Source organism: Bradyrhizobium sp. 27S5, from assembly GCF_037217225.1.
In the GTDB taxonomy this organism is placed as follows: Bacteria; Pseudomonadota; Alphaproteobacteria; order Rhizobiales; family Xanthobacteraceae; genus Bradyrhizobium; species Bradyrhizobium septentrionale.
This window is the reverse complement of the sequence record NZ_CP147716.1, coordinates 1-24,107: the sequence shown is the minus strand read 5'-3', so window position 1 is coordinate 24,107 and position 24,107 is coordinate 1. Positions and strand designations below refer to the sequence as shown.

Genomic DNA, 24,107 nt, shown 5'->3' with positions numbered 1-24,107 from the left:
CGATGCCTTGCCTGGCCTCCACATCACCGACCACCAGATGAGGCTGTACATGACGTACCGACTGACACTGTCCCCCGAGGCCGCCGCGGCCAAGGCGGGGTTCTCGAAGGCAAGCGCGTATCGAATCGAGGGCGATTGTCGCCCGCCATCGCAGAAGAAGACGCCGAGGGGCCGGCGCCGGTCCGATCCGCTCGGGCAGTATTGGGACGCCGAGATCGTTCCGATCCTGAAGGCTGCGCCCGGCATCCGCGTGATCGGCGTGCTGGACGAGCTGCGCCGACGGCATCATGACTTGAACCCGAACATCCGCCGCACGCTGGAGCGGCGCATCAACGCCTGGCGGGCGCTCAACGGCCCCGAACAGGACGTGATCTTCCGCCAGCAGCACGAGCCCGGCCGCCTGGGTCTGTCCGACTTCACCGACGTGAGCGCGCTCGGTATTACCATCGCGGGTGAGCCGCTCGATCACCGGCTCTATCACTTCCGGTTGGCGTTCTCCGGCTTCGAGCATGTCCATGTCGTGCTCGGCGGCGAAAGCTTCGTCGCCCTGGCGGAGGGCTTGCAGAACGCGCTGTGGGCGCTTGGCGGCGTGCCGCGGGAGCATCGCAGCGACAGCCTGTCGGCAGCATTCCGCAATCTGGCCGCCGACGCACGGGGGGATCTGACGCAGCGCTACGCCGGGCTGATGGGCCACTATGGCATGGCGCCAACGCGCAACAATGCGGGCATCGCACATGAGAACGGCTCGATCGAGAGCGCGCACGGCCATCTCAAGCGGGCACTGGAAGATGCGCTGTTGCTGCGGGGGACGCGCGAGTTCGCCAGTCTCGATGCGTACCGGGCTTTTGTCGACGAGATTGTCGGCCGGCGCAACGCCAACCTCGCCAAGCCGATCGCGCTCGAGAAGGAGGCCTTGGCGCCGCTGCCAAAAGGCCGCACGACCGACTTCGAGGAGAAAGTGATCCCGGTGACGTCGTCAGGCGGCTTCATCCTGCGGCGCGTATTCTACACCGTGCCTTCAAGATTGATCGGCCATCGCCTGCGTGTGCGCATCTTCGACGACCGGCTCGAATGCTTCCTTGGCGTCACGCCGGTCGTGACGCTGCGGCGCGGTCGGCCTGTGTCCGAGAGCCAGGGCGGTCATGTTGTGGATTACCGGCACGTCATCCATGCCCTGCGGCGCAAGCCGATGGCGCTCCTCAATCTCGTTTATCGCGACCAACTCTTCCCGCGTGCAGCTTACAAACGTCTGTTCGAGACCTTGCGGGAGCATGGTGATGACCGGCGCGCCTGCAAGGTGACGGTCGAGCTTCTGGCGCTGGCTCACGAGCGCGCCTGCGAAGCAGAACTCGCCGAGGTGATCGCGATGGATCTGGACGCCGGACAGTTACCCGATCTTGCCGCGCTGCGCGACCGCTTCCGACCCGAGGCGGCCTCGATCCCGCGTGTCGCCGTCAAGCTGGCGCCGCTCGACGTCTACGATGAACTCGCCTCCGTCAGCGTCATGTCGGGCCGCTCGAACCTGGGAGAGGCAGCATGACCGGTATCGCTACCTCCGTCGATGCTGCCCGTGTCGAGCTGCTTCTCAATGAGCTCCGCCTGCCGGGCGTCAAGGCGATCTGGCCGAAGCTCGCCGCACAGTCGGACAAGGAAGGGTGGCCTGCCGCCCGCTTCCTCGCCGCCCTTGCCGAGCACGAGGCGGCCGATCGCACCCGCCGTCGGATCGAGCGACACATGGTGGAAGCGCGTTTGCCCGCCGGCAAGACGCTCGCCACCTTCGACTTCGAAAGCGTGCCGATGCTATCAAAGGCACAGGCGATGGCGCTCGCCGCTGGCGACGCCTGGTTGAAGGCCGGCGCCAATTTGCTCTTGTTCGGTCCACCCGAGTCCGATTCATACTGCTCACCTCGCTATGCCGTTATAGTTCAAGCTCTCTTTGGCGCAGATCGTCGGACGGCGGCCGCCGGAAGCGTCGCGCCTGCGCGGCCTTCTTGACCTCGGGTTGCTCCAGATCAAGCGCTTTGATCACCCAAGGTGCGCCTTTGCACAGCTGGTGCGCAGGTAAGCTCTGCTCCGCGATCAGACGGTGAACCGTCGATGGGCTGACCTGCAAGGCTGCGGCGGCTTCATCCAGAGTGATTTCTCCTCTCTCCTTGCGTTCGCCCTCTCGGTAGGGCGCGATAGCCTGCTGGTTGCGCAAGTGGCAAACGCGGGCGCGGGTCCAATTGTTACCCCGCCCCGTCGACTTGCCGGCCCGGTTGAGGACTGCCGCGATCGTGTTGTCGGGCATCTGCCGTGCCAGAACACGCACGAGATCGATGGCATCCGCGGACGTCCTCCAGCGGTGTTGACCCGTACGGTTCTTCCTGGTCTTCAGTGCTGTATGATCGCCGCCCTGCCAGTGGATGACAAGCTCGATCGCCTCATCGTGGACGCGCACAACGATCTCGCGGATCACAGTTCGGATGATCCGCTTGCGCGTCGCAGGCGTCGCCCCAGGGCTGTTCCAGGCTCGCTCCAAATCGGAGCCAAGCGCGAGTAACCGCTCGCGATCCGCCTCGCTCAGAGTCGTCTCCGGCTTGGCTAAAAACGCCCCGCGCTCATCCTCGAGCGCGCGGACAGCCAGCAGGCGTTCATTCCAACGCCGCTCCAACTCGCCAGCTACCAAGCGATGGTCGGGATCGACGGCCTCATAGTGCCGACGAGCACGAGTGGCCTCATAGCGCGCTTGCTCCAGAGCCAGTTCAAGTTGGCGCAGCTTCTCGGCGTGCTCACGGCCGCGAGCCTCCATGGCAGCCAGCGCAGCCTTGACACCGAGCGGCTGCAAACGTGCGATGACTTCCGCGCTGATTGCGCGATCCACGCGCAGGCCGCCGAATGAGATGCACGGATCTCCGCCATGGTTGATCTGGCTACCGCGGCAATGATAACGCCCAACAGTGCCGTGCGTGCCACTGTAGGCAACGTGAAGTTTGCGACCGCAGTGACCGCAACGAAGGAGCCCTGCAAGAAGGGCCTCGCCGCAGCGGACCGAGCCACGACTCATGAAGCTCTTCCCATTGGCGTTATCGGTGATCAAGCGCTGATTCCTCTCGAACTCCGCCCACGTAATGTAGCCCTCATGGTGATCCTTGATCAAAACTTCCCAGTCGCTGCGCTCCCGCCGGAAGCCCCGCACGATCCTCTTGCGGCCGGCCTCGATCGTCACCCGACTGCCCGAGCGCCCGAAGGCGTAGGCGCCAGCATAGATGGGATTGGTAAGGATGTGATAGATCGTATTGTAGACTGGTAACTTCCACTCGACGTGGCGACCCTCGGGGCCATGGCTGACCGCGGGCAAAGTGATTCGTTCTTGCCGTAACCACAGGTGGACCTGGCGAAGTGTCTGCATCTCAGCAAACCTGGTGAACACGAGTGCGAGCGCCTCCTGAATGCGCCGATCAGGGTCCTTCTCGATCCGATCGTGGGAGACTTTGAGATAACCGATTGCAACGTTGAGGAAGAGCTCCCCCCTGCGGGCCTTCTGCTTCAAGGCTTCAAGCGAGCGCTGCCGAAAGATAGACAGCTCCATCTCGCTCATTGTGCCCTTCATGCCGAGCAGAAGGCGATCATTGGGGTGGCGCGGATCATAGACGCCGTCCTCATCGGCGATCAGTGTTCCGACGAGCCCGCAGAACTCCAGGAGCGTATGCCAATCCCTGCCGTTGCGGGCCAGCCGAGAGGCCTCAATCGAGACCACAGCGCCAACTCGCCCTTCGCAAATGGCGGCAAGCAGCTTCTCGAACCCGGGACGCGTGGTGCCGCCACCAGAGCGACCGAGATCATCGTCGATCACGACCACCTCGCTCCAGCCCAGCTGCCGCGCACGGTCGGCCAAGCCGTACTGGCGGCGCTGGCTCTCTCGGTTGTTGATAACCTGGTCGGCCGTCGACTGACGAACGTACACGACGGCCTGGCGAGCAAGGTGCTCAGGCGTGATCTTGCTCACCGCTGTCCTCCCGGTTCACGTCGTTTGCGTCGACCGCGCTGTCGGTGAGTGCTTCGGTCAGAAGCTCCTTCAACAGCTCCAACATTTGCTGGTGGGCTTCGATTGGAATGCTGCTGTATTTTGGAGGGCTCCCGAAAAGATCCCCCTGACGACGTGATGCGTCCGCCATGACCGCCTCCTCGCGATTGGGACGATTCCCTGGGAGAGGAGGCTAAGACCGCGTCGGCAAGAACGCGCGCCTCCAGCAGACGATCCACCGGAAGCCGCGGATCAGCCGTCAGTCGGAAGGAAGCGGCGGCGGGGGCCGTCATCCATGCCGGCAGAAGCGTTAACGTCGCATCAGGTTGTCTGATAACAAAATGCGTCTCACTCCCGAGCCGCTTGCGGGCGACAACGACGACTAACGCTCCACATCGCGGATGAAATGGGTAGAGGATCTCAACCTCAGATCCCAGACACCCGGCATTATGACGCTGGCCCGCCGGGCGGCGGCAAGACCCATCTCGGCACGGCGATCGGCCTGGCTCTCGTCGAGAACGGTTGGCGCGTTCTCTTCGCGCGCACCACTGATCTGGTGCAACGGCTGCAGGTCGCGCGGCGCGAGCTGGCGCTGGAGTCCGCGATCGCCAAACTCGATCGCTATGACCTCCTGATCCTCGACGACATCACATATGTGAGCAAGGATCAGGCGGAAACCAGTGTGCTGTTCGAGTTGATCGCCGCCCGCTACGAACGACGCTCGCTGCTGATCACGGCCAATCAGCCATTTGGCGAATGGGGGCGTATCTTCCCGGACCAGGCAATGACGTTGGCTGCCATCGATCGTTTGGTCCACCACGCCACGATCCTCGAGATGAACGTCGAAAGTTACCGTCGAAAAGTTGCCCTCGATCGCAAGCGCGGTCCAGGCCGGCCACCTGTTCACACGACCCCCAACGAACTCGACAAGACTGTGATTGACGCTGGCAGCGCCGCTTGATTGTCGCGCAGCGTCAATCAACGCTTGCCAAGTAGGCGGCCAGCGTCAATTATCTCCTGACTCGGCCGCCTCGTCTCATCTTGATTGACGCGCCGCTCTCATCCTGATTGTCGCGCTATACCGCGCAGCGAAAAGCATGTTGATCGTCTCTTCAATGAAGCCGAGCAGGCCTCCGATGAGGAGGACGCCGGCAGTGAAACGAACAATATCGCCGAACTTCCGGACACGGGCTTGCCACCCGTCGAAAACACAATGGGAAAGAAGCGCGGCCGCAAGCCGCTGCCGGGGAACCTACCTCGTGAGCGCGTCGAGTATGACCTGTCCGACGATCAGAAGGCGTGTCCTTGCTGCCGTGGCCAGATGCATCGCATGGGCGAGGCTGTCACCGAGCAACTTCATATCGAGGTGAAGGCGAAGGTTTTACAGAATGTGCGCTTCAAATATGCGTGCCGCCATTGCGATCGCACCGGGATCCACGCCCCTGTCGTGACCGCGCCGATGCCGCCGCAACCATTGCCGGGCAGCGTTGCCACGCCCTCGACGCTGGCGTTCGCGCTGGTTCACAAATATGTCGATGGCACGCCGCTCTACCGCCTGGCGCAGGCCTTCGAACGTGCAGGTGTTCCTGTCAGCCGCGGCGCTTTGGGCCACTGGGTGATTGGTTCGAGCGAGAAGCATCTGCATCGCATCTACGACGCCCTGAAGCTGCGGCTCAGATCACAACCTCTCATCCATGGCGACGAGACAACGGTTCAGGTCCTCAAGGAGAAGGACAAACGGGCCACCAGCACATCGTACATGTGGGCTTATCGCAGCGGCAAGGGCAGCCACGAGCCGATCGTTCTTCTGGATTATCAGCCGGGCCGCGGCCAAATCCACCCGCAAGCCTTCCTCGGCGATTACCGTGGCATTGTAATGAGTGACGGCTATACCGCATGGCGCACGCTGGAAGGGGCCACCCACATTGGATGCATGGCCCACTCCCGGCGGCGCTTTGTCGATGCCCTCAAAGCCAGGAAGAAGGGCGGCGGTCCGCCCGAGCAAGCGCTGCGGTTCTTTGAACAGCTCTACCGGGTTGAAAGGCGGGCGTGGGACGGAATACCGGAGAAGGGTGAAACACAGGCCTACTGCATTCGCCGCTTCCGCCAGCAACATAGTGTCCCCATCCTCAATGCTCTCAAAGTATGGCTCGATGACATGGCCCCGAAGGTCTTGCCTGACAGCAAGCTCGGCGACGCCGTATCCTACACCCGAAACCAATGGGAATATCTGACGCGCTACACCGGGGACGGCAGCATGCCGATTGACAACAATCTTCTGGAGCGCGACATCAGGGTTTTTGCAACTGGCAGGAAGAGTTGGTTGTTCAGCGATACCGTGGACGGAGCCAAGGCCAGTGCCGTCGTCTATAGCCTGATGCTGACCTGCCGCGCCTCACGTGTCGAGCCGTTAGCGTGGTTGCGCCACGTCCTCACCGAATTGCCTCAGCGCGCCGGCGACGCCGATATTACAGACCTGCTGCCCTTCAACTTCCACAAAGCCGCCACTGCCTGAACGGCTCGGTATCGCCCGATACCAGGGCAATCCATCAAAACCGCCGGCGTGCGAAGAAAATCGCGCTTACACAAGAAGAATGATCAGGCGTTTGTCGAGCAGAAGAGTGGTGCCGTCGTCCGCCGCCTCATGGGCTATGGCCGCTTCGATGGCGTCGAGACGGCGCGTATGATGGGCCACATCAACTTCTTCCAACCGTCGTTCAAGCTGAAGGAGAAGCGTCGCGAAGGAGCTAAAGTGATCAAGCGCTATCATCTCCCATCGACGCCCTAAGAGCGTGCCTTAGCGCATCCCAAGGTGACCGCGGCCGTGAAGAAACGGCTACGCGATCAGTATCGCTCGCTCGATCCGGTCGCGCTGTTGGCAGAGATTCGCGCGATCCAAGAGGAACTAGGCAATCGCGTCGATCGTCGTGCCGGACAGGCGCGCGGCCCGCAACCCGCTCACACTAGCATCCTGCCAGCGACCGCAGCGACGTTCGCGAAGACGCTCGGCAAGAGCGTGACGGTCGGCGAGCCGCGTGCTACACACCGGCGAACTCGTCGACCCTATAAGACCAGAGTTCGCATGCCGTCCAAGCTCGACCCGCATATTGCCGCGATCGAAGCGTGGCTCGCAGAGCAGCCGCAGCTGACGGCACTCGCAATTGTCGGCCGGCTGCGCGAGAAACACCCCGAGGAGTTCGGAAAGAGACAGCATTCGATTGTGCAACGTCTGCTGAGGGCGCTCAGACGAAGGGCTGCCGAACGGTTGGTCGCCCAGGGCCCGCTCGACGACGCCACAACCGCTGCCCCATGGCCCGGGGCTGTGGACGGCCCGGGCTATGTAGGGCCCCGACCCGCCCACAGCCCCTCTCGTCGAGCAAGCCGGTCGTCGAGCAAGCCGGAAAAGCCACTTGGCGCGGCCAATCCTTCAAGGTCGTATCGACCAGTACGATGGCGCCATGAGGGTAACATTCGCTAATGCGGCAATACGCGAGCCAAAATTGGACACGCCGATTGACAAAGCGAACGTCCTTCTGTCGTTCCCGCGTGGATAAGAGGGACCGGCTTACCGTCATCAACGCCGTTTGAGGCAATGCGGTTTTGGCAACGATTTCGCCTGTAAGCGTCCCGAGCTTATCCTCAACGTGGACCGCCCCCTATATATCCACCTATTGCGGCAGCTGCCATCCCAACAACGCCGACAATTGCAAACACAACCCCCCAAAGCACGCCTCCCGAAGTAGCAGATGCTTCCTCAGGAGTTAGTTCAGTTAGACCCAAGGCTGAGATATCGGCCTTCATTGCTGTGTCCTTTCCAAATCTTAGGATGAGTGAGCGATGCTGGCAAGAAAATCAAGAATCGTGCCAACTGCATAGGAACAGCCCAGAAAAGCGTTCTGCTATCTATTCAACGGCTTAACTGAGTGCGGCGGCACGCCGCCGAACATCACCGTGTCACGGACGCGACAAAACGCCCTTACTAACCTACTCCGAGGCCCTCCGGCACGTGCAGGCTCAAGAGGCCAAGGGCAACATGGTGGCCTGGGTCATCGATCGCGCCGGAGCAGGCGCCACCAAATAGGAATGGTGATCACGCATCGGTCTGCAATTGATCGTAAGGCCGGCTCAAGCGCCTTGATTTGCACTGACGTCTATTTTGATCACGGCGTGTACCGACGCAGCCTCCACTTTTCCAACAATGCGTAGAAGCTGGCCTCAAACGCCTGCCGATCAATGACAGAGCTGGCCCCGGTTGTTTGGACAGAATTTCCGCGTTGATAGGTGGAGCGTCTGCCGTGGTTAGGCTGCCATGCGGAGCGGCAGCGAGTTGAAGTAGGCTTGATCCGGAGCGCCGCGGTCAAGGCTCGAGTGGGGACGCCGGCCATTGTACAACAAGGCTTGAGAACGCCCACGGGACCGTATGCCGTGAGGTTCTGTACCGGCATCACCCTTGGGCAGGCCGCGAGGTTTTCGTCCATGGTGTGATCGACAAGGCGGACGGCGTTGTTTTCCGCTGCACGCTGGATGGATCGGAGACGCGGCGTTTTCTGGAGATCCCATCCTGGATGTTCGACCGCGCGGCATGTGCTCGCGGTGGCAGCCTAACGGCAGAGCCCTTTGTCAGCCTGGAAGCGCTCAACGCGTTGTCGTCGCTTGTCGATTCAGCGGTCAAGAGCGCGACATCATCATGCAGCCTCCATGGTGATCGACAGCCGCCACGACAGAACCCGGCGGGTCGCCCAGTCCAGCTCCAGCGCCACGGCCAGATAGACGAAGCCTTGCGCCATCGGGATGTAGGTGATGTCCATCGCCCAGACCTGGTTCGGACGCGTGATCTCCATACCACGCAGCAGGTACGGATAGATCTTGTGGCCGGGCTCGGGTTGCGTGGTGCGCGGACGGCGATAGAGCGCCTCTATCCCCATCCGCCGCATTAGCGTTTTGACATGCCGGCGGCCGATCTTGCACCCCTCGGCAGCCAGCAGGCCTCGCAGCATTCGCGAACCGGCGAAGGGAAACTCCAGATGCATCCGGTCGAGCCTTTGCATCAGCGCGAGGTCTTTGGGCGGCACTGGACGCGGCAGATAGTAGACGCTGCCGCGGCTGATGTTCAGAGCTTCCGCCTGCTTGCCGATCGGCAGATCGTGTTCACGGTCGATCATCGCTTTGCGCTCAGCAATCCCGCCTTGGTGAGCGCTCCTTCTAAAAAACTGAGCGGGCGCTGCGCGCCCCCTGTGGGATATAAACGGGCGTCAACTCGCCGATCTTGGCATGCAGCGACTTCACGTCGACGGTGGGTTCGGCGATCCGACTCCCGCCGCCCGGACCGAAAACATCGGCAGCGCGGCCTTCGAGCTGGCCCTTCCACGATGTGATCTGATTGGGGTGAACGTCGAACTGCTCCGCTAGTTGCGCCAGCGTGCGGTCACCCTTGACGGCGGCAAGCGCCACCTTCGCCTTGAAAGCCGGAGTGTGGTTCCGCCGTGCTCGTCTGCTCATCGTCTCTCCTGATTCGCGGGTCAATCTTGCCCGCCGTCAGGCAGAAACTCCACTTATCGCACTGTTCAGATTTGCGGGACCGGCTCAATCCTCGAATGGCTCGGAATAAAAACGTCAAAATCACTGTGATGAACCACTAGCGAGAACGCCCAATTGCAACCCTTCTCCACTGTAGCAGGTGTTCTGACGCGTGATCGTTCGTCATAACGCAATCAACAGAGTTGTCGAACGAAACGTTCCGCCCATAAAAAGCGAGCCAAGGTGCTTGTTGCGGAAAATTCGTGTGTTGTTATCACCCTGTTCAAGAGCGCCATGACAGCCTCTTGCGAAACCAAGCCGAAGTCGGCCAAGGCGCAAGAAGCAAGCTGTGATGAAATTATGTCCGCACGAGCCGCAATCGCCTTTGGCAGTACAAGCGCGAAAGTCTCCTTTGCGTATCCGTGTGGAAATACGTCAGAGCCCAAGCGCTCACGCAAGTAAGAACGGAGGAGTTCCTTGCCCGAGCGAAGTGCAAACGGAAGCTTCGCTCCAAAATTGATCAATCTCGGATCGCCGAATGGGCGGACGGGCCAAAGACCTCGCGTCGCGAGTGGGCGAGCATGACAAAGACTTGCGAGCAGAGTTGTGGATAGAGTGGCGCTGAGGGGGGCGCTAAAAAGGAAGGATGAACGAGCGGCGTCGAGCCCACGTTTCGTCAACAGGTCTTCTGCAACCCCAAGCGCGATATCCAGATGCGGTGAAGAGGGAGATCTGGGTTCCCCCTCGTCGCTGCTGAAGCGAGCGCAAAGCTCGTCTCCTCCTATGCCGGACCAGATTATTTCGCAGCCATCGCCGCGAAACCGATCCCAGAGTGACCCGAACGCCTCAAGGTAATACTCTGAATTGAGTGGCAGGCGTCCTTTCAGGTCAAGATCTAGATCAATCGCCGGCATGTGGGCGCACATTTCAACTTTGTGATCGCGGCAGTTCAGTGCGCTCAAAGTGCTCGCTCGGCGATCAATCTGCTTGGGGCTACTCCCGTCGCCCAATAGTATCCCGCCACATGCTAGCGATGCTACGCTCTCGCCAACAGCAATTGCGACGGAAGCGGAGTCCATTCCTCCGCTCAGCTCCACAGCGCTTGCGCAGAAGGTCGTCGGCCGCGAACGAACAACCGCCTGAAGAGTATCAGAAAACTCAAGGACATGATCGCCCTCCTCTCGTCCGGAGAGCTCAGGAGCTGATGAAGTTGTCGCGCCGTACTCAAATGACGTTTCCGATCTGTCGACGTACAAGGTGGAGCCAGCAGTCAGCAGGTTAACGCCAACGCAGGCCTGTCGCGCAGAGTAGAACGTTCTCATCGACAGGTGATGCGCTATAATCTCTGCATCAATCGCTCGCGATTTATCCAAAAACTCGACAAAATCCCAGGAGAGCGTAACCGTGCGAGCGCGCTCCTCCACGTGGAAGTAAATTGGGAGGCTGCCAATATGGCCTGCTCGTACACGCAACCGAGGACCCCGGCGAGCGGCCTCGATCACGATAAAATCGAGCGGCCAGTGCATGCATTTCTGGTAGTGCTGACGAAACTGATCTGTAGACGCATGGTCTATTACGACCGAATGAACGCCAGCCCCGTCCGCCGCTCCTTGACGCTCACGTATGACGAAGAACCATTGCTCAGTGCTCTTCACTAACGAGCTCTCAAGACTCTTATGTTGGAAAGGCCAGATGCAGCTTTCACCAAACTCTATCGAACAGCCTTTGACAACAGGATCGAAGTTTTCCAGGTCGGCTATTTTCAGAGTGGCCTTGAGCATTTGTTCCTCGACTTAAACGTTACCGCCTCTCGTGTGAGAGGCGGTAACAGAGTGAAGAATGATCTTAAAGGTAACCTTCGTTAGCGCTGTCGCTAGGGAAGGGGCCCTTCGGATACGAAGTAGTGGGAGGTGGCAGCACCGGTAAGGGGAGGTCAGTTGTATCGGGCCGCGATGGCCGCTTAGACGTGTCTGCAGTTGCGCTCTTCATGTCGTGTTCCTATTGATAGCGTGATCGGGCTTCTCGTCGTGTGGCGCGGCAGCGTGTCGAGCCACTCTATAGCGTCTCTCATGTGAGAAGCCGGGCGACAACCTACCAAGATTTGCGGGTTGGATGACGGTGCTGGACAGAATTGGGTTGGAGCTTAGTAACGGTAAACGGCAGCAAATTCCGCAGAGCCGCATCTTTACGTGAGATCGTATGGAATCCAGATCGCAAGGCCATGTCGGCTCTCTCAGTGCAAGCAAAGCCCCATTCCCTGGATCCGCCGCAGATCAGGTCAACGACAGCACATTGTCGCCGGTTTCCGAACTTCTGCATGCGTACTGGCGATCCGATCGGCGCTTGCTTCTCATCGTTGCCACAGTGGTGCTGATCTCCAGCACGAGCAGCGTCGCAGCCCCCTATGTATTTTCGGGTCTCATTGATCGCCTCCCGCGGGGGGAAGGCATGTCGCGTTTGCCTGGGGATTCGCCGGCTATGCGGTCCTGCTCGGCATAGCCTCCGCATTGCAGCGCATGCTGCAGTATCTTTTCTTCATGACAGCCGAGAACCTGGGCTTCATCGCTGCAACTCGCTTTTTCGATCGCATCCTGAGAAAAACCTCAGCCTTTCTTCTTGAGCACAATCCCGTGGAGATACAGAGTGCGGCTGCGCGCGGGTGCAGCGCGTTGACGACGTTGGTCCAGCTTGGAATTATGATATTCATCCCGGCTGCAGCGCAGCTTCTGCTTACGCTCGCTATTCTCGGTGTGCTCGTCAATATCCAGATCGCTGCAATCGTCGTCGCTTATGGGGCTGTCGCGATTACATTGGGGTGGAGTTCCACGCGTCGGGCGCGCGTGTTTCTGGACCGGGCCATCGAAGCCGGACAGGAGAATGCGCGTTTCGTCGGCAACGTCATGAACTCCATGGACACGTTGCGCCATTTCGGCAGTCATTCCTGGACGAGCCAGCGCTTTACGATGAAGGCGCGGGAAGTGCGCGATAACTGGCGAACCTACGTGTTTCAACGATTGGCCTACATAGCCGTGCTCGGCTTAGCCATCGCGCTACAATTTGCCGTCACACTTCTCCTTCTAATACCTGAATACCGGGCCGGCGCGGTCACGATCGGCGATATTGTGCTATTCAACACGCTTCTACTCCAACTCAATATGCCCTTCGAGATGGTCGCGCGCGCGATCTCTGACGCGGCGCGGTCGCGAGCCGACCTCATTCCTCTCGCCAGACTGTGGGTCGCACCAGAAGAGCGGCGAACATCTCATGCTCATGATTTCACGCCCTCCGCTGGCCAGCTATCCTTCGAGGGCATTGGTTATGCCTACAACAACGGTCGTGGCGTTACGAATGTCTCGTTTCTGGCTAGGCGCGGCGCCATTACCTTCCTTGTCGGCGAATCCGGATCGGGGAAGTCGACAATATTCAAGCTCGTCCTGAAATCGATTGAGCCAGACTGCGGCCGTATTCTGGTCGATGGAACCGATATAGCGACCATCGATCACACGGATTGGTATGCCGCAGTTGCTGTTGTGCCGCAGGAGGTGATGTTGCTCAATGAGTCGCTAGCCGACAACATTCTGCTAGTGGTTCATCACAGTGATTTTGACTCTTTGACGACGGCCGGATAGGCGCGGCGGAGTTTGGCGCGGGCTTTGTCGGTTGTGAACATCCACTTGATGCGGTCTTGCGCCTTGTTTCGCTGCCGTTGCCATGCCGCGATCTCGTTTCGGAGCTTTTTGGGGTCGTCGATGCGGCGGCCGAGACACTGGCGCTGCAGCACGCTGATCTCGCACTCAACCATGTTGGGCCAACTGGCGTGTTTCGGGGTGTAGTGGAATTCGAGGCGGCGCAGGATGCGCCGGGCTTCGGCGGGCGCAAATGCTTGATACAGCGCACCGGCGGTATGGATCGACAGATTGTCCTGCACGACACGGATGCAGGCGGCTTCGGGATAATGGACGTCGACGAGTTCACGCATGCAATGGGCGTAGTCGACGGCGGCGCGGCGCTCGGTCGCCTTCACGTTGCGTCACCCCCGATGTGGATCGAAGGTAACGAAGAGATTGACGGTGCCATTGCGGCGGTACTCGTAATCGTAGCGCTCGCGCTGTCCGGGCTTGGCGGAGACCGGCTGGCGCACCTCGCCGATCAGCTGGACCGGGGTCTCGTCGAAGCAGACCAGCGGCCGGGCCGGATCCGGCCTCTCGGCGTAGAGGTCAAGCACGTCCTCCATGCGGGCGACGTATTCGCCATCGACATGAGGAATGCACCACATGTCCCTGCGCCATGGCTTGAGGTCGTTCTCCGCCAGCCGGCGGCGCACGGTCTCGCCCGACAAGCTGTCGTGATCGGTGAGCTTGACCATCGCGTTGGCCAGCAGCGTCAGCGTCCAGCGTTTGCGGCCGGCCGGCGGCTTGGCGCATGCGGTCGCCACCAGCAGGGCCTCCTCCTTGCCCGTCAGCTTGCGTTCCGCCCCTGGACGCGGCTCCTCGCTCAGGGCCCGCTCCAGATTGCCTTCCACGAAGCGGCGCTTGGTCCGATAGACGGTGGAGAGGCTGACACTTACGGTCCGGGCAATCCCCTCGTCGCGGCGCCCTCCATCGGCCGCCAGCAAAATCTGCGCCCGCTTGAGCTTGCGGGCGGCGCACTTGCCGCCGCCGAGCATCGCCGTCAGTTCGTCTCGCTCGGCTTGGCTCAATTCGACCCGATAACGGACATTCATCCTTTGCCTCCTTGTCGGAAGACCGGGACGAATCGATCCATGAGTCAAAAATCAGGCGCGCGCTTCACCCAGAAGCAGGGGCACTACCTCGCTTTCATCTACACATATTCCAACATGTTCGGACAGCCGCCCGCCGAGAAAGACATCCAGCGCCACTTCCGCGTCAGCCCGCCTTCGGTCCACCAAATGATCGTAACTCTCGAACGAAACGGATGCATCCGTCGTCAACCCGGCGTCCCAAGGAGCATCGAAATTCTCGTGCCGCCGGAAAGCTTGCCGATCCTCGAATGGCTCGGAATAAAAACGTCAAAATCACTGTGATGAACCACTAGGACGGCCCCGCGACGAGGTGCGCCTTCGCGGTGCATCGGAAAAAGCCGCTATTCTCCCCATTATCGAGGCTCTGCCGGAAGGATTTGAAACAACCGTTGGAGAACGCGGTTTGAAGCTTTCAGGCGGGGAGCGCCAGCGTATTGCTATTGCCCGCGCGCTCTATGGCGAGCCGGCGATCCTTCTTCTCGACGAGGCCAGCTCCGCGCTTGACGAACGAGCCGAGCGGGACATTTTGGACCATATTCGCAGCCTAGCGGAAGATGTGACCGTGCTGGCAATCACTCATCGCAAAGGGGTCATTTCTACAACCGACGTCGTGGTCGAGCTGACCGACTGCGGCTTGTCCTTGACATAGGCGAAGGGGATGATCAGCCCGGCGCGTTGATTGTCTGCACTGCAGGCGCATTGCTGGACGAGATGTGACCTTGCCCCCAGATTTTATCCAGTTCTGAGTTCGCTCAAGCCATTGGATTTGCCCAGTTGGGCGGTGGTAGCGACGGGAGCTGGCGCGGAGCCATCGGCATAGCGCAGCGCCAGATCCCGGCGCGGGTGGCAGGTGAAGGCGAACTCGGAGGGTGTCTTCCATCCGAGCTGTGAGTGCGGTCGTGTGTAGTTATACAACAAGGCTCAAGAACGCCCACAGGACCGTTCTTCGCGAGGTTCTTTATCGGCATCATCCCTGGTTTGGTCGCCGAGTTTGCGTTCATGGGGCGGTCGACAAGGTTGACGATGTCGTTTTTCGCTGCACCCTGGACGGATCGCAAGCAGACCGTTGGCTGGAAGTTCCAGCATGGATGTTCGACCGGACGGCCTGCCCTGACGCCGAGCTTCTGACAGCTCAGCCGTTTGTTAGCATCGATGCACTTGCGGCGCTCGCTGCGCTTCTCGATCTGGCGTTGAAGGATCGAACGCCATCAGCAGCCCCGCTTTCTGGCGCATCCAGAGGCTCTCACGACCAGAATCGGGGAGCGACTCATGTCACGCGAGACGGCAATGCCAGGGAGCGGATACCGACACAATCGACAACCGCGGTTGCAGCAGCAGATGGATCTGTTCGGGGGCGGCCTGTCGAACGGCGCCCTCGGCGCGCCGGCATGGTCGGAGCTGCCGGGGGAAGCGCGGGCGGCCCTCACAAGCCTGATGACGCAGTTGATGCTCGACCATGCTGCGATGACAGCGACGCCGCCCGCGAAGGGGGGCGATCATGATCTCTGACAAGGTCAGGCCTCATCATCTGGAGCGTAAGGCGATTCTTTACGTGCGCCAATCCTCAGCACATCAGGTGTTGCACAATCGCGAGAGCAGCGCATTGCAATACGCCATGCGGGACCGGCTGACGGCACTCGGGTGGTCAGAGATCGAAGTGATCGATGATGATCTCGGTCGTTCAGCCGCCGGTGGCGTGCAACGCGCCGGTTTCGAGCGAATGGTAGCGGAGGTTTGCCTCGGTAAGGTCGGTGCCGTTTGCGCCCGCGAGGTCTCGCGCTTCGCCCGCAACAGCCGGGATTGGCAGCAACTCATCGAGATGTGCCGCGTGGTCGATACCGTTCTGGTCGATCAGGAGACTATCTATGCGCCAAGGCACGGCAACGACCGCCTGCTGCTCGGGCTCAAGGGCAGCCTCAACGAGTACGAACTGGATTTGTTGCGCCAACGCTCGCTCTCGGCCCGCTACGAGAAGGCGCGCCGGGGCGAGTTGGTTGTGGCGGCGCCCGTCGGCTTCGTGAAGGCCGGCGACCATTATGAGAAAGATCCGGATCGGCGTGTCCAGGAAGCGATCAAGCTGGTGTTCGACAAGGTCGACGAACTGGGCAGCGCGCGACAGGCGCTCTGCTGGCTCCACGAGTACAATCTCGATCTACCAGTGAAGCAGTCCAACGGCGACACAGCCTGGCGGCGACCGAGTTACTCCGCCATCCACCGGATCATTGAGACCCCGGTCTACGGCGGCGCCTATGCCTATGGTAAGACGGCTGTGGCGGCGGGATACAGCGCCGGGGGCGTGAGCGTGAAGATCCGCCGCAAGACACGGAACGAATGGCTGGCGCTGAAGCCCAACACCCACGACGGGTATGTGAGCTGGGAGAGGTTCGAGGCGATCCGCACCATGGTCAGCAGCAACGTTCCCACCGGTCGGCATCACGGCGCACCCAAGCATGGTGACGCGCTGCTGGCCGGTCTGATCCGGTGCAAGCGCTGCGGCCGCAAGCTCACACTCCGGTACTCCGGCATGAAGCACCATATCCCACGCTACAGCTGCAGCCGCGCCTGGATGGACAATGGCGGTCCTCACTGCATCGCCTTCGGCGGATTGCGTGTCGATGATGCAATCGAGGAAGCACTGCTTGGCGTCGTCGGTCCGGGCGCTATCGCCGCTGCAACCGCTGCCGCCAAGGAAGCCAGGGAACGGCGGGATCAGGTGCGCGATGCGCTCAGTCGCGATCTGGAAGCGGCGCGCTATGCCGCCGACCGGGCTTTCTGGCAATACGATGCCGCTGACCCCGCGAACCGGTTGGTGGCGAGTGAGCTGGAAGCGCGCTGGAACAGGGCACTCGCTCACGCGGCGGAGGTCGAGGGCAAGATCGCCATGCATGATGCGGCCACGCCCGCACCCATTGCCGATCCAGCTTCGCTCGGCGTACTGGCCTCGAACCTCAAAACGGTCTGGGATGCGCCGACGACGGATGCTCGTCTCAAGAAGCGCATTGTACGCACCCTCGTCCATGAGGTCGTGGCCGATATAGACGACGCGGCGTCCGAGATCGTTCTCATCGTCCACTGGGTGGGTGGCGCTCACAGCGAGTTGCGCTTGCCCAAGCGCCGGCGCGGACAGCGCAACAGCACTTCCGCCGATATTATCCAAGCCGTGCGATCAACTGGTGCTGATCGCCAGCGACGATCTGATTGCCGGCCTCCTCAACCGAAACGGCCTCAAGACGGGCAACGGCAATCGCTGGACCCGCGAGCGCGTCACATCGATGCGCTCGAGCTACCACCTCCCGGTGTTCAAGCCCGCCGATGACGGGATCGAACCCTGGCTCAACCTGAGCAACGCCGCAAAGCTCCTGAAGGTCGCGCCCAAGACGCTCCGGCTGGCCGCGGAAGCAGGCGAAATCGCAGCCATCCATCCGCTATCGGACGGCCCGTGGATCTTTGCTCGCGCCTCGCTGATAACAGCTGCCGCTCAGTCTATCGCCGAACGAGCGCGACAGAACCCAAGATACCCCACAGGATCGCATCCCGATCAGCAAACTCTCTTCTCTTCAACAACATAGACAGATGGGTGTTCTGATGCGCGGTTGTAGAAGTTGAGGTATCGGCCAATCGAGGCTCGAGCTTCGCTGACGTTCTCGTAGGCCCGCAGATAAACCTCCTCGTATTTGACGCTGCGCCACAGCCGCTCGACGAACACGTTGTCCCGCCAGGCGCCCCGGCCGTCCATACTGATGGCGACTAGGCAAGGTACGAGCGAGGAGAAGAACGACACGATCTCGCCTGGCCGGAGGCGTTGGCGACAGGCCACTTGGCCTTGGCCATCAACGGCATGGATGTGAAATACGTGCTTCGAAACGTCCAACCCAATTGTCGCGACTTCCATTGGTGAACTGCTGCTGTTAGCGGGTTCGTCCATCGCCAGCATATCGCCGGCGCCGAGGGAGCGGGGCCGTCTTCCCCATCAATGGCCGGATGCGCGATGAGCTGCTCAACGAGACCCTGTTCTTCGATCTTGGCGGCGCCCGCGCCAAGATCGAAGAACAGGGTCGACGATGACAATCTCCGGCAGCCTCACTCGTCGCTGTAATATGTTACCCTCCGCGGCCTATGCAGCCCACCTCACCGCAACGGACGATCGGCTACGCAACCCCGACCAGCTTCGCCGATCGTTCGTTGCTCCAACCGCGCCACTTGGCGTCCAAGATCCCGACACTCTAATGCCGCTGGATGAAAGTTCAGTGGCAGGTCCATTCGTGAATCCATGATCGCTCCTCCAGATTGGTTAGAAGCCGACATTGTGGTTCGATAGATGCACAACTTAAATTCCGATTCGAGTTTTGCAGGTGTCAGGGTTGCAGTCGCGCGTAAGCGCGCAATCAATCTGCAACCCCGCACACTCGGATCAGCGCATTCGGTCAAGCTTAGAAGCACCAGGCCCCCCCGTTTCATATGATGATGCCACGGCTCAGTTTGATAGAGGCAGTGATACGCCTCATTCACCGTCGTCGAGCGAGTCGTTCTTGGCCCGGCTCGGTACTTTCGAACGAGCAGTTCACTTGTCGATTGGAGACACCCAAGGCCAGAGGCGCGGAACGTGCCAACATCAACATCAATACGGTGGCGCAAAGTTCGCTACGCCCAGGGGAGGGGTCAATCGAGCCGCGCGATCAGGCCGATCCAAGGGGATTGGCGGAGACAGATGCCCCACGTGGGCGACGGAAGTCGTACAGCGGAAAACCGTGGCCAACGACAGGATAGATCGGGGCCGTCTGTATAAAATTGCTCATCGCCAGAAAAAGATTGTTGGCGGAGAGCAATGGGCGCTTGGAACCATCGATGAACCGGAACCATTAGAATTGTTGGGTGCCTTCCCGCGCTGGGGCGTGCCCGGGGCGGTCCCGGTTTTTGCCCCCCAGCCCCGACCGGGACCGTTCACTTAAAAGCTGGCTTCAGCCAGACAAATTTAGCTTGTGCGTTTGCGCCATAATACCGCATTTTTCGCCGGCAATCCCCCGCTTTCCCGGGCCAGTCGTCAGATGGATAGGGCAGACCGGCAGCCGCTTAGTCTTACTGCGTCACAAATCATGACGGCGCATCGACCTGGATTTGGACTGCGCAGCACGGACATCTACGTAGCCGGCTAACCAATGCGCTGGTAAGGCGCCGCCGCATGGTAGCGATCGAATTCGGAATATGACGCTCGGTTCTGAGCGGTAGCGCCCCGCGGCTTTTGATTTTTGGGAAGCGCAAATTCTTTGACGAACGCGGGCCGACGAGGTCGTGAGGGGGGAATCGTCTCCCTTTCGGAGATCAGGAAGCCGTAGGCGGCGATGCATAACGTGGCGTGGTGATGGAAGCCGCGCCAACCACGCCCTTCATAATGCCCCAGGCCGACCTCCTGCTTGAGCTCTTGGTAGTCGCGTTCGATGCGCCATCTGAGCTTGGCGAAGTTGACCAGGGCGCGGAAGGAGATGTTTTCAGGCAGTGTCGAGAACCAGTATTTGGTCGGCTCCGCCTCGCCGTCAGGCCATTCGATCAACAGCCATTCCTCCGCACGGGGCTCGCTCAGCCAGTAATCGCGATTAGCGGGACGGACCCGAACGCGTGCAAAGCGCGAGGTCAGCCAATCAGCACTGCCTTCGCGCCATCTGACATTGCGCCAGGCCGTTCTCGGCAGCGCGAGCGCGAGCGCCTTGACTGAGCAGGGCTTATTTTTGTCGTCGCGCCGGATCAGCTTTGGCGGCCGCCCATTCCCAGACCATCGCTTTGGTGGCAGCGGTCTCGTGCCTGGTGGCCAGACAGAGGTGTGCGGCAAGATACCGGCAACATAGCGCAACCCCAGTGCCGTCACTTCCCCGCGCAGCGCGGTATCGGCCCCATATCCCGCATCCATCAGCACAACACCGCGTGCAATGCCCGCTGCACACGCCGACCGGATCTGCTCCAGCGCGATCTCAGGCTTGGTCTTGAAGGTGACATCCTTTGGTACGCCCGCCTTCTCTCGGCGATCCTCATCCTCGGCCCAACTTTCCGGCAGGTACAAACGGTAGGCGATCGGCAAACTCGCATGATGATTGGCAATCGATAGCGAGACCGCCACTTGGCAATTGTCCTGCTTGCCAAGCTGACCGCAGTATTGCCGTGCCACGCCAACCGAATGCCGCCCTTTCTTGGGAAAGCCAGTATCATCGATGATCCAGGCCTCGATCGGACCGTGTCGCTCGATCTTGGGCTGGACCATCTCTCGCACCTTGCTCAAGACCTTCTCGTCCGACCATCCGCCCGCGCCGACGAAATGCAATAATGATTGATGCTGGGCCGCCGTTCGCTCCGGGGCTGTTATCGCCGCCATCGGCTCGACGCTTTTGCGATCCCCGGGCAGCATCAGGCCAACACAGTAGTCCCTCAGCGGTCTCGTCCGATCCGCGTGCCCGATCACGCTCGCCAAACCCTCGACATTAGGCCGTAAATCGCGATTCACCCTGGTTACCGCTTCGGCTACCCATTCCAGCTCCCCCTCGCGTGAGTCCCTCGGGTAGCCGATTCGTCGTCAAAAACGTCCGCGACTTTCTGACTCAGTAAGATTAGGAGGCCGCGCAGATTCGGTGGAAAAACGGGTGCCGGACTATTCACGCTCGCTACGTCCGCGACGCCACATGCAGGTCGTTCGGATAGGTCTAGATCTGGCGAAGTATGTCTTCGAAGTTCACGGCGTCGAACAACCACGGGAACGTCGTTGTGCGAAAGAGGTTGCGTCGCGATGATGGCCAGCTTTTTCGCCAGGTTACCGGCCTGCCTGGTCGGCATGGAGGCTTCCAACGGGGCGCGTTATTGGCTCGCGTGCTCACGGAGCTTGGCCATCAGGTCCGACTGATCAGTTCGTGACGCCCGACAAGCGGAAATCGTCAGCGCAGCAGAAGCTGGAGGAGTGCATACAAACCGGCCACGCCTACGCCGAAACGAATGCAGAGACCGAAGACAGATCAAATTGACCTTGAACGGAGACCGATTAAACGACCCACAAGTGCTTGCTTTAATTGCGGGGGCTTCGATCGAAGACTCTTGAATCAGATGAATCGCTTGTGATTCATTGTTGAACACCTGAATCGCGACGGCGAGGTGCTTTCATGTGTTCAAGCGGTGCGACATTCGTCGATCGACCGGCTCGAATAGTCGCCAGAATGATCGTGATGAAAGCACCCGCCAACGGGCGCGTAGAGAAAGCCGACATTCTCAGCGGCCACTTCGCCGCCACGCGCACGCGTTACGATGATTGTGCAGGCCCGATTCTCCTCATTCAGGAACACACGGCGCAGCGCAAGAACAAGATCAACCCGACCCGCGTTCTCATCGAGAAGAAGGAGAGCATTCGTTGACTCGACAGTCTCAGACAATCGATCGATCGGTTCGGACAACCGGAGTATTGCATTCATATCGGTGACCGCGAAAGCGACATCTGTGAATTTACCTGACGCAAGACCTTGGCGCTCACTTCCTTCTCCGCGCCTGCGTCGATTCGTTGGTGAGCGATGGCGGCCATACGATTACGGCCGAGATGGAAGAGACCAGCGTCAAAGGCCTGCATTACATCGACGTTCGGGACGACAAGGGTGCGATGATGAAAGCCGCGCTGGAAATTAAGTTCAAGCGGATTGCCGAGATGGTGTTGACGGACACCGAGATCGCATTCGATGAACTCATCAGCGACGCCGACAATCGACGATGTCGCCCTGGGACCCTGGCATTCTACCTTACCAAACTTGCCCGATTGGGTGGCCACCTGGCCAGGAATGTTGTCATCTGGCGCGGCCTCTCAAGACTCACCGATATCGAACTCGGCGCGGCTGGAAATGTGTAATTGAAAGCTTCACCGGACGGATACCCGGATCGTCACCCTGCTGCCAGAGCGTGAGCCAGCGAACCGCACAAGCCTGGCTCGACGTTCATCCCACACGCGCGATCGTCGCCCGCGATCGCGGCGGGGATATGGCGAAGCTGCGGCAAAGGCTCTGCTGCACGCGGTTCAAGTCGCAGATCCTTGGGAGAACGCCACTCGAGCATTCCTCGATGCCGTCCGCAAATCGAGGCGCCAGATTCCGCAGTCAATCGGAGCGACAACAATCGATCCAAACTGCTCACGATCCGTGAAATCCGCACCCTGTCGAAAAGCGGAACGCCAATCAAGCAGATCGTTCGCCGAACTCTTGACGGAGCACAAGGAAGATAGAGGCTGCTCGATTAGCGTCGTCCGACCCGGAATTCGCGTCAAACCTCCACTCGGCTCCTTCGCCGTTTCCGCAATAGCGATGGCGTTTCTCAGCTTCGCGATGCTTCCCGTATAAATCTGCTACGGCTCTCATCCTGTGATGAGGATTGGCTCGGACCGCCCGAGCAACCCTCGGACGCGCAGCGTAGGGCGAGCCACCTCATCGGCAGAGGCGGACATACGGGCTTACGCTCATTCGGGCGAGCGTACTTGACAAACAGATAGGGTCAGCGGACAAGATGCTGGCTTTCGGACCGCGAGGGCCAGCACATGCTGCGGACTCGGCCGCTGCTCGATGAACTGCCATTGAGGCGCATCATCGGCCTCGCCCTGGCTAAACGAGATGGAAGCCGGATTCAGCGAGAAGGAAAAACTGTCGAGTGGGCGACTCAATCCCTCGCCGGTCGCCTTGATGAAAGCCTCCTTCAGGGTCCAGAGACGGAAGAAGCATTCGGCTTGCTCGTCTGGCGGTGCGCCGCGCAAGATGGCGACCTCCGACGGGCTGAAATAGCGTTCAGCGATATCGAGGCTCGCCCGGCTCGGCGTGAGCGTCTCAACGTCGATCCCGACGTCGACGCCCACGCTGACCGCACAGGCAACGAAGCCCCTGGTATGCGACAGATTGAACCGAAGTTCGGACCGGCCGAGGGCTCGATCGATCTTGGGCTTGCCATGCTCTTCGACGATGAAACGCCAGTTCGCGGGCGGCAAGTTGCCTACCGATGCAAGCGCGCTACGAACCAGCCAATGTGCTGCGACGTATGTCGATCGATCGGCCTGGACATAGAACTTGTCCGCCTGTGCCTGCTCAGAAGGGTCCAGACAAGCACGCCATTGCTTGACAGCTGCGGCCGAAGGAGAGCCCAGCCTCATCCACCACACCGCGACTTCGGTCGATCTCGAGGTGCAGATCATTACTTCACCTGACGCGAGCGGGACCGGCCCGCCACGATCACGCCGCACTTCCGGCCGCAGGCGTCTGGAGGTGCCCGCCGTTCGAGTGCGAATCCCGGCAACCGGTCAGATACGTCGATAACAGCAAAACGTCATTTTCGGAAATCCGGTCAAGCCCGAATGCCGAGCCAGGAGAAATTGTCGTATTGGCGGCTCAATGGAAGGATCTGACCCGAGGAAGAAATTCATTGTCGATGAAATGTGATACGCAGGTTGAGAGCAAACCTCGATCGATTGACGGACACGAGATATCACTGCCAAAGAGGCCGGCCAACGTATTCTGGCAGCTGATGGTGACCGGAAGATCCGCACCTTGGGGGTATTCCTCCGAGCAACGGCGCGATCCAAAAAAGGCCGCGCTCACACCACGTTGCGAACGGGACAACTGAAACTGATACCCGTAGCTACCGAGCACCTCGAGGATCGAGATCCAGCGACAGACGCGCCGTTGGCAAGTGGAATGTCTGTCCGGACAAAAGCTGCCAAGCGACAGGTGACGATGGCTTTGCTCGCATAGTCGACGGGAATAACGTTCACCGGGCTGTGTTTCGGCATGGATGCCGATAGGGGGGTCCCAGTCAAACGCCGATTGA

At 60.3% G+C, this 24,107-nt stretch carries 12 protein-coding genes and 13 pseudogenes; 14 read left to right on the top strand and 11 right to left on the bottom strand.

Going from position 1 to position 24,107, the window contains the following annotated elements; genetic code table 11:
• The first annotated feature begins 7 nt into the window (after positions 1-7).
• Positions 8-1,540 carry an IS21 family transposase gene (istA, locus tag WDM24_RS43575; protein WP_422389058.1) on the top strand — a complete coding sequence of 511 codons (1,533 nt, stop codon included), beginning with the start codon at positions 8-10 and terminating at the stop codon, positions 1,538-1,540.
• A pseudogene (locus WDM24_RS43570) lies at positions 1,537-1,884 on the top strand (ATP-binding protein); the annotation flags it as partial. The gene istA and the pseudogene WDM24_RS43570, both read left to right, overlap by 4 nt.
• A gap of 34 nt (positions 1,885-1,918) precedes the next feature.
• Here the strand turns inward: WDM24_RS43570 and WDM24_RS43565 are convergent.
• Together WDM24_RS43565 and WDM24_RS43560 are read right to left on the bottom strand one after the other, a co-directional pair.
• Positions 1,919-3,988, bottom strand: a complete 2,070-nt coding sequence (locus WDM24_RS43565) for a recombinase family protein (protein WP_173640842.1) — start codon at positions 3,986-3,988, stop codon at positions 1,919-1,921.
• On the bottom strand, positions 3,969-4,157 hold the full coding sequence (locus WDM24_RS43560) for a hypothetical protein (protein WP_207835012.1): 189 nt from the start codon (positions 4,155-4,157) through the stop codon (positions 3,969-3,971). Before WDM24_RS43560 ends, WDM24_RS43565 begins: the two co-directional genes overlap by 20 nt.
• Before the next feature lie 306 nt (positions 4,158-4,463).
• Between WDM24_RS43560 and WDM24_RS43555 the strand changes: the two are divergent.
• Both WDM24_RS43555 and tnpC read left to right on the top strand, forming a co-directional pair.
• Positions 4,464-4,967, top strand: a pseudogene (locus WDM24_RS43555) (ATP-binding protein); the annotation flags it as partial.
• A gap of 111 nt (positions 4,968-5,078) precedes the next feature.
• Positions 5,079-6,521, top strand: a pseudogene (gene tnpC, locus WDM24_RS43550) (IS66 family transposase); the annotation flags it as partial.
• A gap of 66 nt (positions 6,522-6,587) precedes the next feature.
• On the opposite strand, the gene WDM24_RS43545 reads toward tnpC, so the two are convergent.
• From WDM24_RS43545 to WDM24_RS43530, 4 genes and pseudogenes are all read right to left on the bottom strand, one after another.
• On the bottom strand, positions 6,588-6,776 hold the full coding sequence (locus tag WDM24_RS43545) for a hypothetical protein (protein WP_224944638.1): 189 nt from the start codon (positions 6,774-6,776) through the stop codon (positions 6,588-6,590).
• Positions 6,777-6,911: 135 nt separating this feature from the next.
• Positions 6,912-7,220, bottom strand: coding sequence for a hypothetical protein (locus tag WDM24_RS43540; RefSeq protein WP_224944639.1), 309 nt, complete (start codon positions 7,218-7,220; stop codon positions 6,912-6,914).
• A gap of 1,085 nt (positions 7,221-8,305) precedes the next feature.
• Positions 8,306-9,505, bottom strand: a pseudogene (locus WDM24_RS43535) (IS3 family transposase).
• 212 nt (positions 9,506-9,717) lie between these two features.
• Complete coding sequence (locus WDM24_RS43530) at positions 9,718-11,304, bottom strand: hypothetical protein (protein WP_338702149.1); 1,587 nt, start codon at positions 11,302-11,304, stop codon at positions 9,718-9,720.
• 735 nt (positions 11,305-12,039) lie between these two features.
• Between WDM24_RS43530 and WDM24_RS43525 the strand changes: the two genes are divergently transcribed.
• Positions 12,040-13,152, top strand: a complete 1,113-nt coding sequence (locus WDM24_RS43525) for an ABC transporter ATP-binding protein (RefSeq protein ID WP_338702147.1) — start codon at positions 12,040-12,042, stop codon at positions 13,150-13,152.
• Here WDM24_RS43525 and WDM24_RS43520 read toward each other — a convergent pair.
• Positions 13,116-14,246 (bottom strand): annotated as a pseudogene (locus WDM24_RS43520) (IS630 family transposase). The gene WDM24_RS43525 and the pseudogene WDM24_RS43520 sit on opposite strands and share 37 nt — an antisense overlap.
• A gap of 39 nt (positions 14,247-14,285) precedes the next feature.
• Between WDM24_RS43520 and WDM24_RS43515 the strand changes: the two are divergent.
• Both WDM24_RS43515 and WDM24_RS43510 read left to right on the top strand, forming a co-directional pair.
• Positions 14,286-14,567, top strand: coding sequence for a LexA family protein (locus WDM24_RS43515; RefSeq protein ID WP_166106965.1), 282 nt, complete (start codon positions 14,286-14,288; stop codon positions 14,565-14,567).
• Positions 14,568-14,574: 7 nt separating this feature from the next.
• A pseudogene (locus WDM24_RS43510) lies at positions 14,575-14,934 on the top strand (ATP-binding cassette domain-containing protein); the annotation flags it as partial.
• An 83-nt stretch (positions 14,935-15,017) separates the two neighbouring features.
• On the opposite strand, the pseudogene WDM24_RS43505 reads toward WDM24_RS43510, so the two are convergent.
• Positions 15,018-15,197, bottom strand: a pseudogene (locus WDM24_RS43505) (IS3 family transposase); the annotation flags it as partial.
• A 357-nt stretch (positions 15,198-15,554) separates the two neighbouring features.
• Here WDM24_RS43505 and WDM24_RS43500 point away from each other — a divergent pair.
• Entirely contained in the window at positions 15,555-15,794 is a 240-nt protein-coding gene (locus WDM24_RS43500; RefSeq protein WP_176396409.1) for a hypothetical protein, read from the top strand.
• Positions 15,784-17,854: pseudogene (locus WDM24_RS43495) on the top strand (recombinase family protein). Before WDM24_RS43500 ends, WDM24_RS43495 begins: the two are co-directional and overlap by 11 nt.
• Here WDM24_RS43495 and WDM24_RS43490 read toward each other — a convergent pair.
• A pseudogene (locus tag WDM24_RS43490) lies at positions 17,824-18,033 on the bottom strand (integrase core domain-containing protein); the annotation flags it as partial. The pseudogenes WDM24_RS43495 and WDM24_RS43490 overlap by 31 nt on opposite strands.
• 221 nt (positions 18,034-18,254) lie before the next feature.
• Between WDM24_RS43490 and WDM24_RS43485 the strand changes: the two are divergent.
• Positions 18,255-18,556, top strand: a pseudogene (locus WDM24_RS43485) (integrase core domain-containing protein); the annotation flags it as partial.
• Positions 18,557-19,434: 878 nt separating this feature from the next.
• On the opposite strand, the pseudogene WDM24_RS43480 reads toward WDM24_RS43485, so the two are convergent.
• A pseudogene (locus WDM24_RS43480) lies at positions 19,435-20,800 on the bottom strand (IS701 family transposase).
• 150 nt (positions 20,801-20,950) lie between these two features.
• On the opposite strand from WDM24_RS43480, the pseudogene WDM24_RS44650 reads away from it, so the two are divergent.
• From WDM24_RS44650 to WDM24_RS43465, 4 genes and pseudogenes are all read left to right on the top strand, one after another.
• A pseudogene (locus WDM24_RS44650) lies at positions 20,951-21,173 on the top strand (IS110 family transposase); the annotation flags it as partial.
• Between the two features lie 311 nt (positions 21,174-21,484).
• Positions 21,485-21,670, top strand: a complete 186-nt coding sequence (locus WDM24_RS43475) for a hypothetical protein (protein WP_224944521.1) — start codon at positions 21,485-21,487, stop codon at positions 21,668-21,670.
• Positions 21,671-21,816: 146 nt separating this feature from the next.
• The gene (locus tag WDM24_RS43470; RefSeq protein ID WP_176396405.1) at positions 21,817-22,152 is read left to right on the top strand and encodes a hypothetical protein; all 336 of its coding nucleotides are present in this window, start codon (positions 21,817-21,819) and stop codon (positions 22,150-22,152) included.
• 25 nt (positions 22,153-22,177) lie between these two features.
• Positions 22,178-22,497, top strand: a pseudogene (locus WDM24_RS43465) (ISL3 family transposase); the annotation flags it as partial.
• Between the two features lie 255 nt (positions 22,498-22,752).
• Here WDM24_RS43465 and WDM24_RS43460 read toward each other — a convergent pair.
• Positions 22,753-23,475 carry a 4'-phosphopantetheinyl transferase family protein gene (locus WDM24_RS43460; protein ID WP_176396404.1) on the bottom strand — a complete coding sequence of 241 codons (723 nt, stop codon included), beginning with the start codon at positions 23,473-23,475 and terminating at the stop codon, positions 22,753-22,755.
• Between the last annotated feature and the right edge of the window lie 632 nt (positions 23,476-24,107).

What these genes read in the sequence shown, in the direction of transcription:
- WDM24_RS43560 (WP_207835012.1), bottom strand. Translation starts at nt 4,157, where the DNA reads ATGGCGGACGCATCACGTCGTCAGGGGGATCTTTTCGGGAGCCCTCCA.
- WDM24_RS43545 (WP_224944638.1), bottom strand. Translation starts at nt 6,776, where the DNA reads ATGATAGCGCTTGATCACTTTAGCTCCTTCGCGACGCTTCTCCTTCAG.
- WDM24_RS43540 (WP_224944639.1), bottom strand. Translation starts at nt 7,220, where the DNA reads ATGCTGTCTCTTTCCGAACTCCTCGGGGTGTTTCTCGCGCAGCCGGCC.
- WDM24_RS43530 (WP_338702149.1), bottom strand. Translation starts at nt 11,304, where the DNA reads ATGCTCAAGGCCACTCTGAAAATAGCCGACCTGGAAAACTTCGATCCT.
- WDM24_RS43525 (WP_338702147.1), top strand. Translation starts at nt 12,040, where the DNA reads ATGCTGCAGTATCTTTTCTTCATGACAGCCGAGAACCTGGGCTTCATC.
- WDM24_RS43515 (WP_166106965.1), top strand. Translation starts at nt 14,286, where the DNA reads ATGAGTCAAAAATCAGGCGCGCGCTTCACCCAGAAGCAGGGGCACTAC.
- WDM24_RS43500 (WP_176396409.1), top strand. Translation starts at nt 15,555, where the DNA reads ATGTCACGCGAGACGGCAATGCCAGGGAGCGGATACCGACACAATCGA.
- WDM24_RS43475 (WP_224944521.1), top strand. Translation starts at nt 21,485, where the DNA reads ATGAAAGCACCCGCCAACGGGCGCGTAGAGAAAGCCGACATTCTCAGC.
- WDM24_RS43460 (WP_176396404.1), bottom strand. Translation starts at nt 23,475, where the DNA reads ATGATCTGCACCTCGAGATCGACCGAAGTCGCGGTGTGGTGGATGAGG.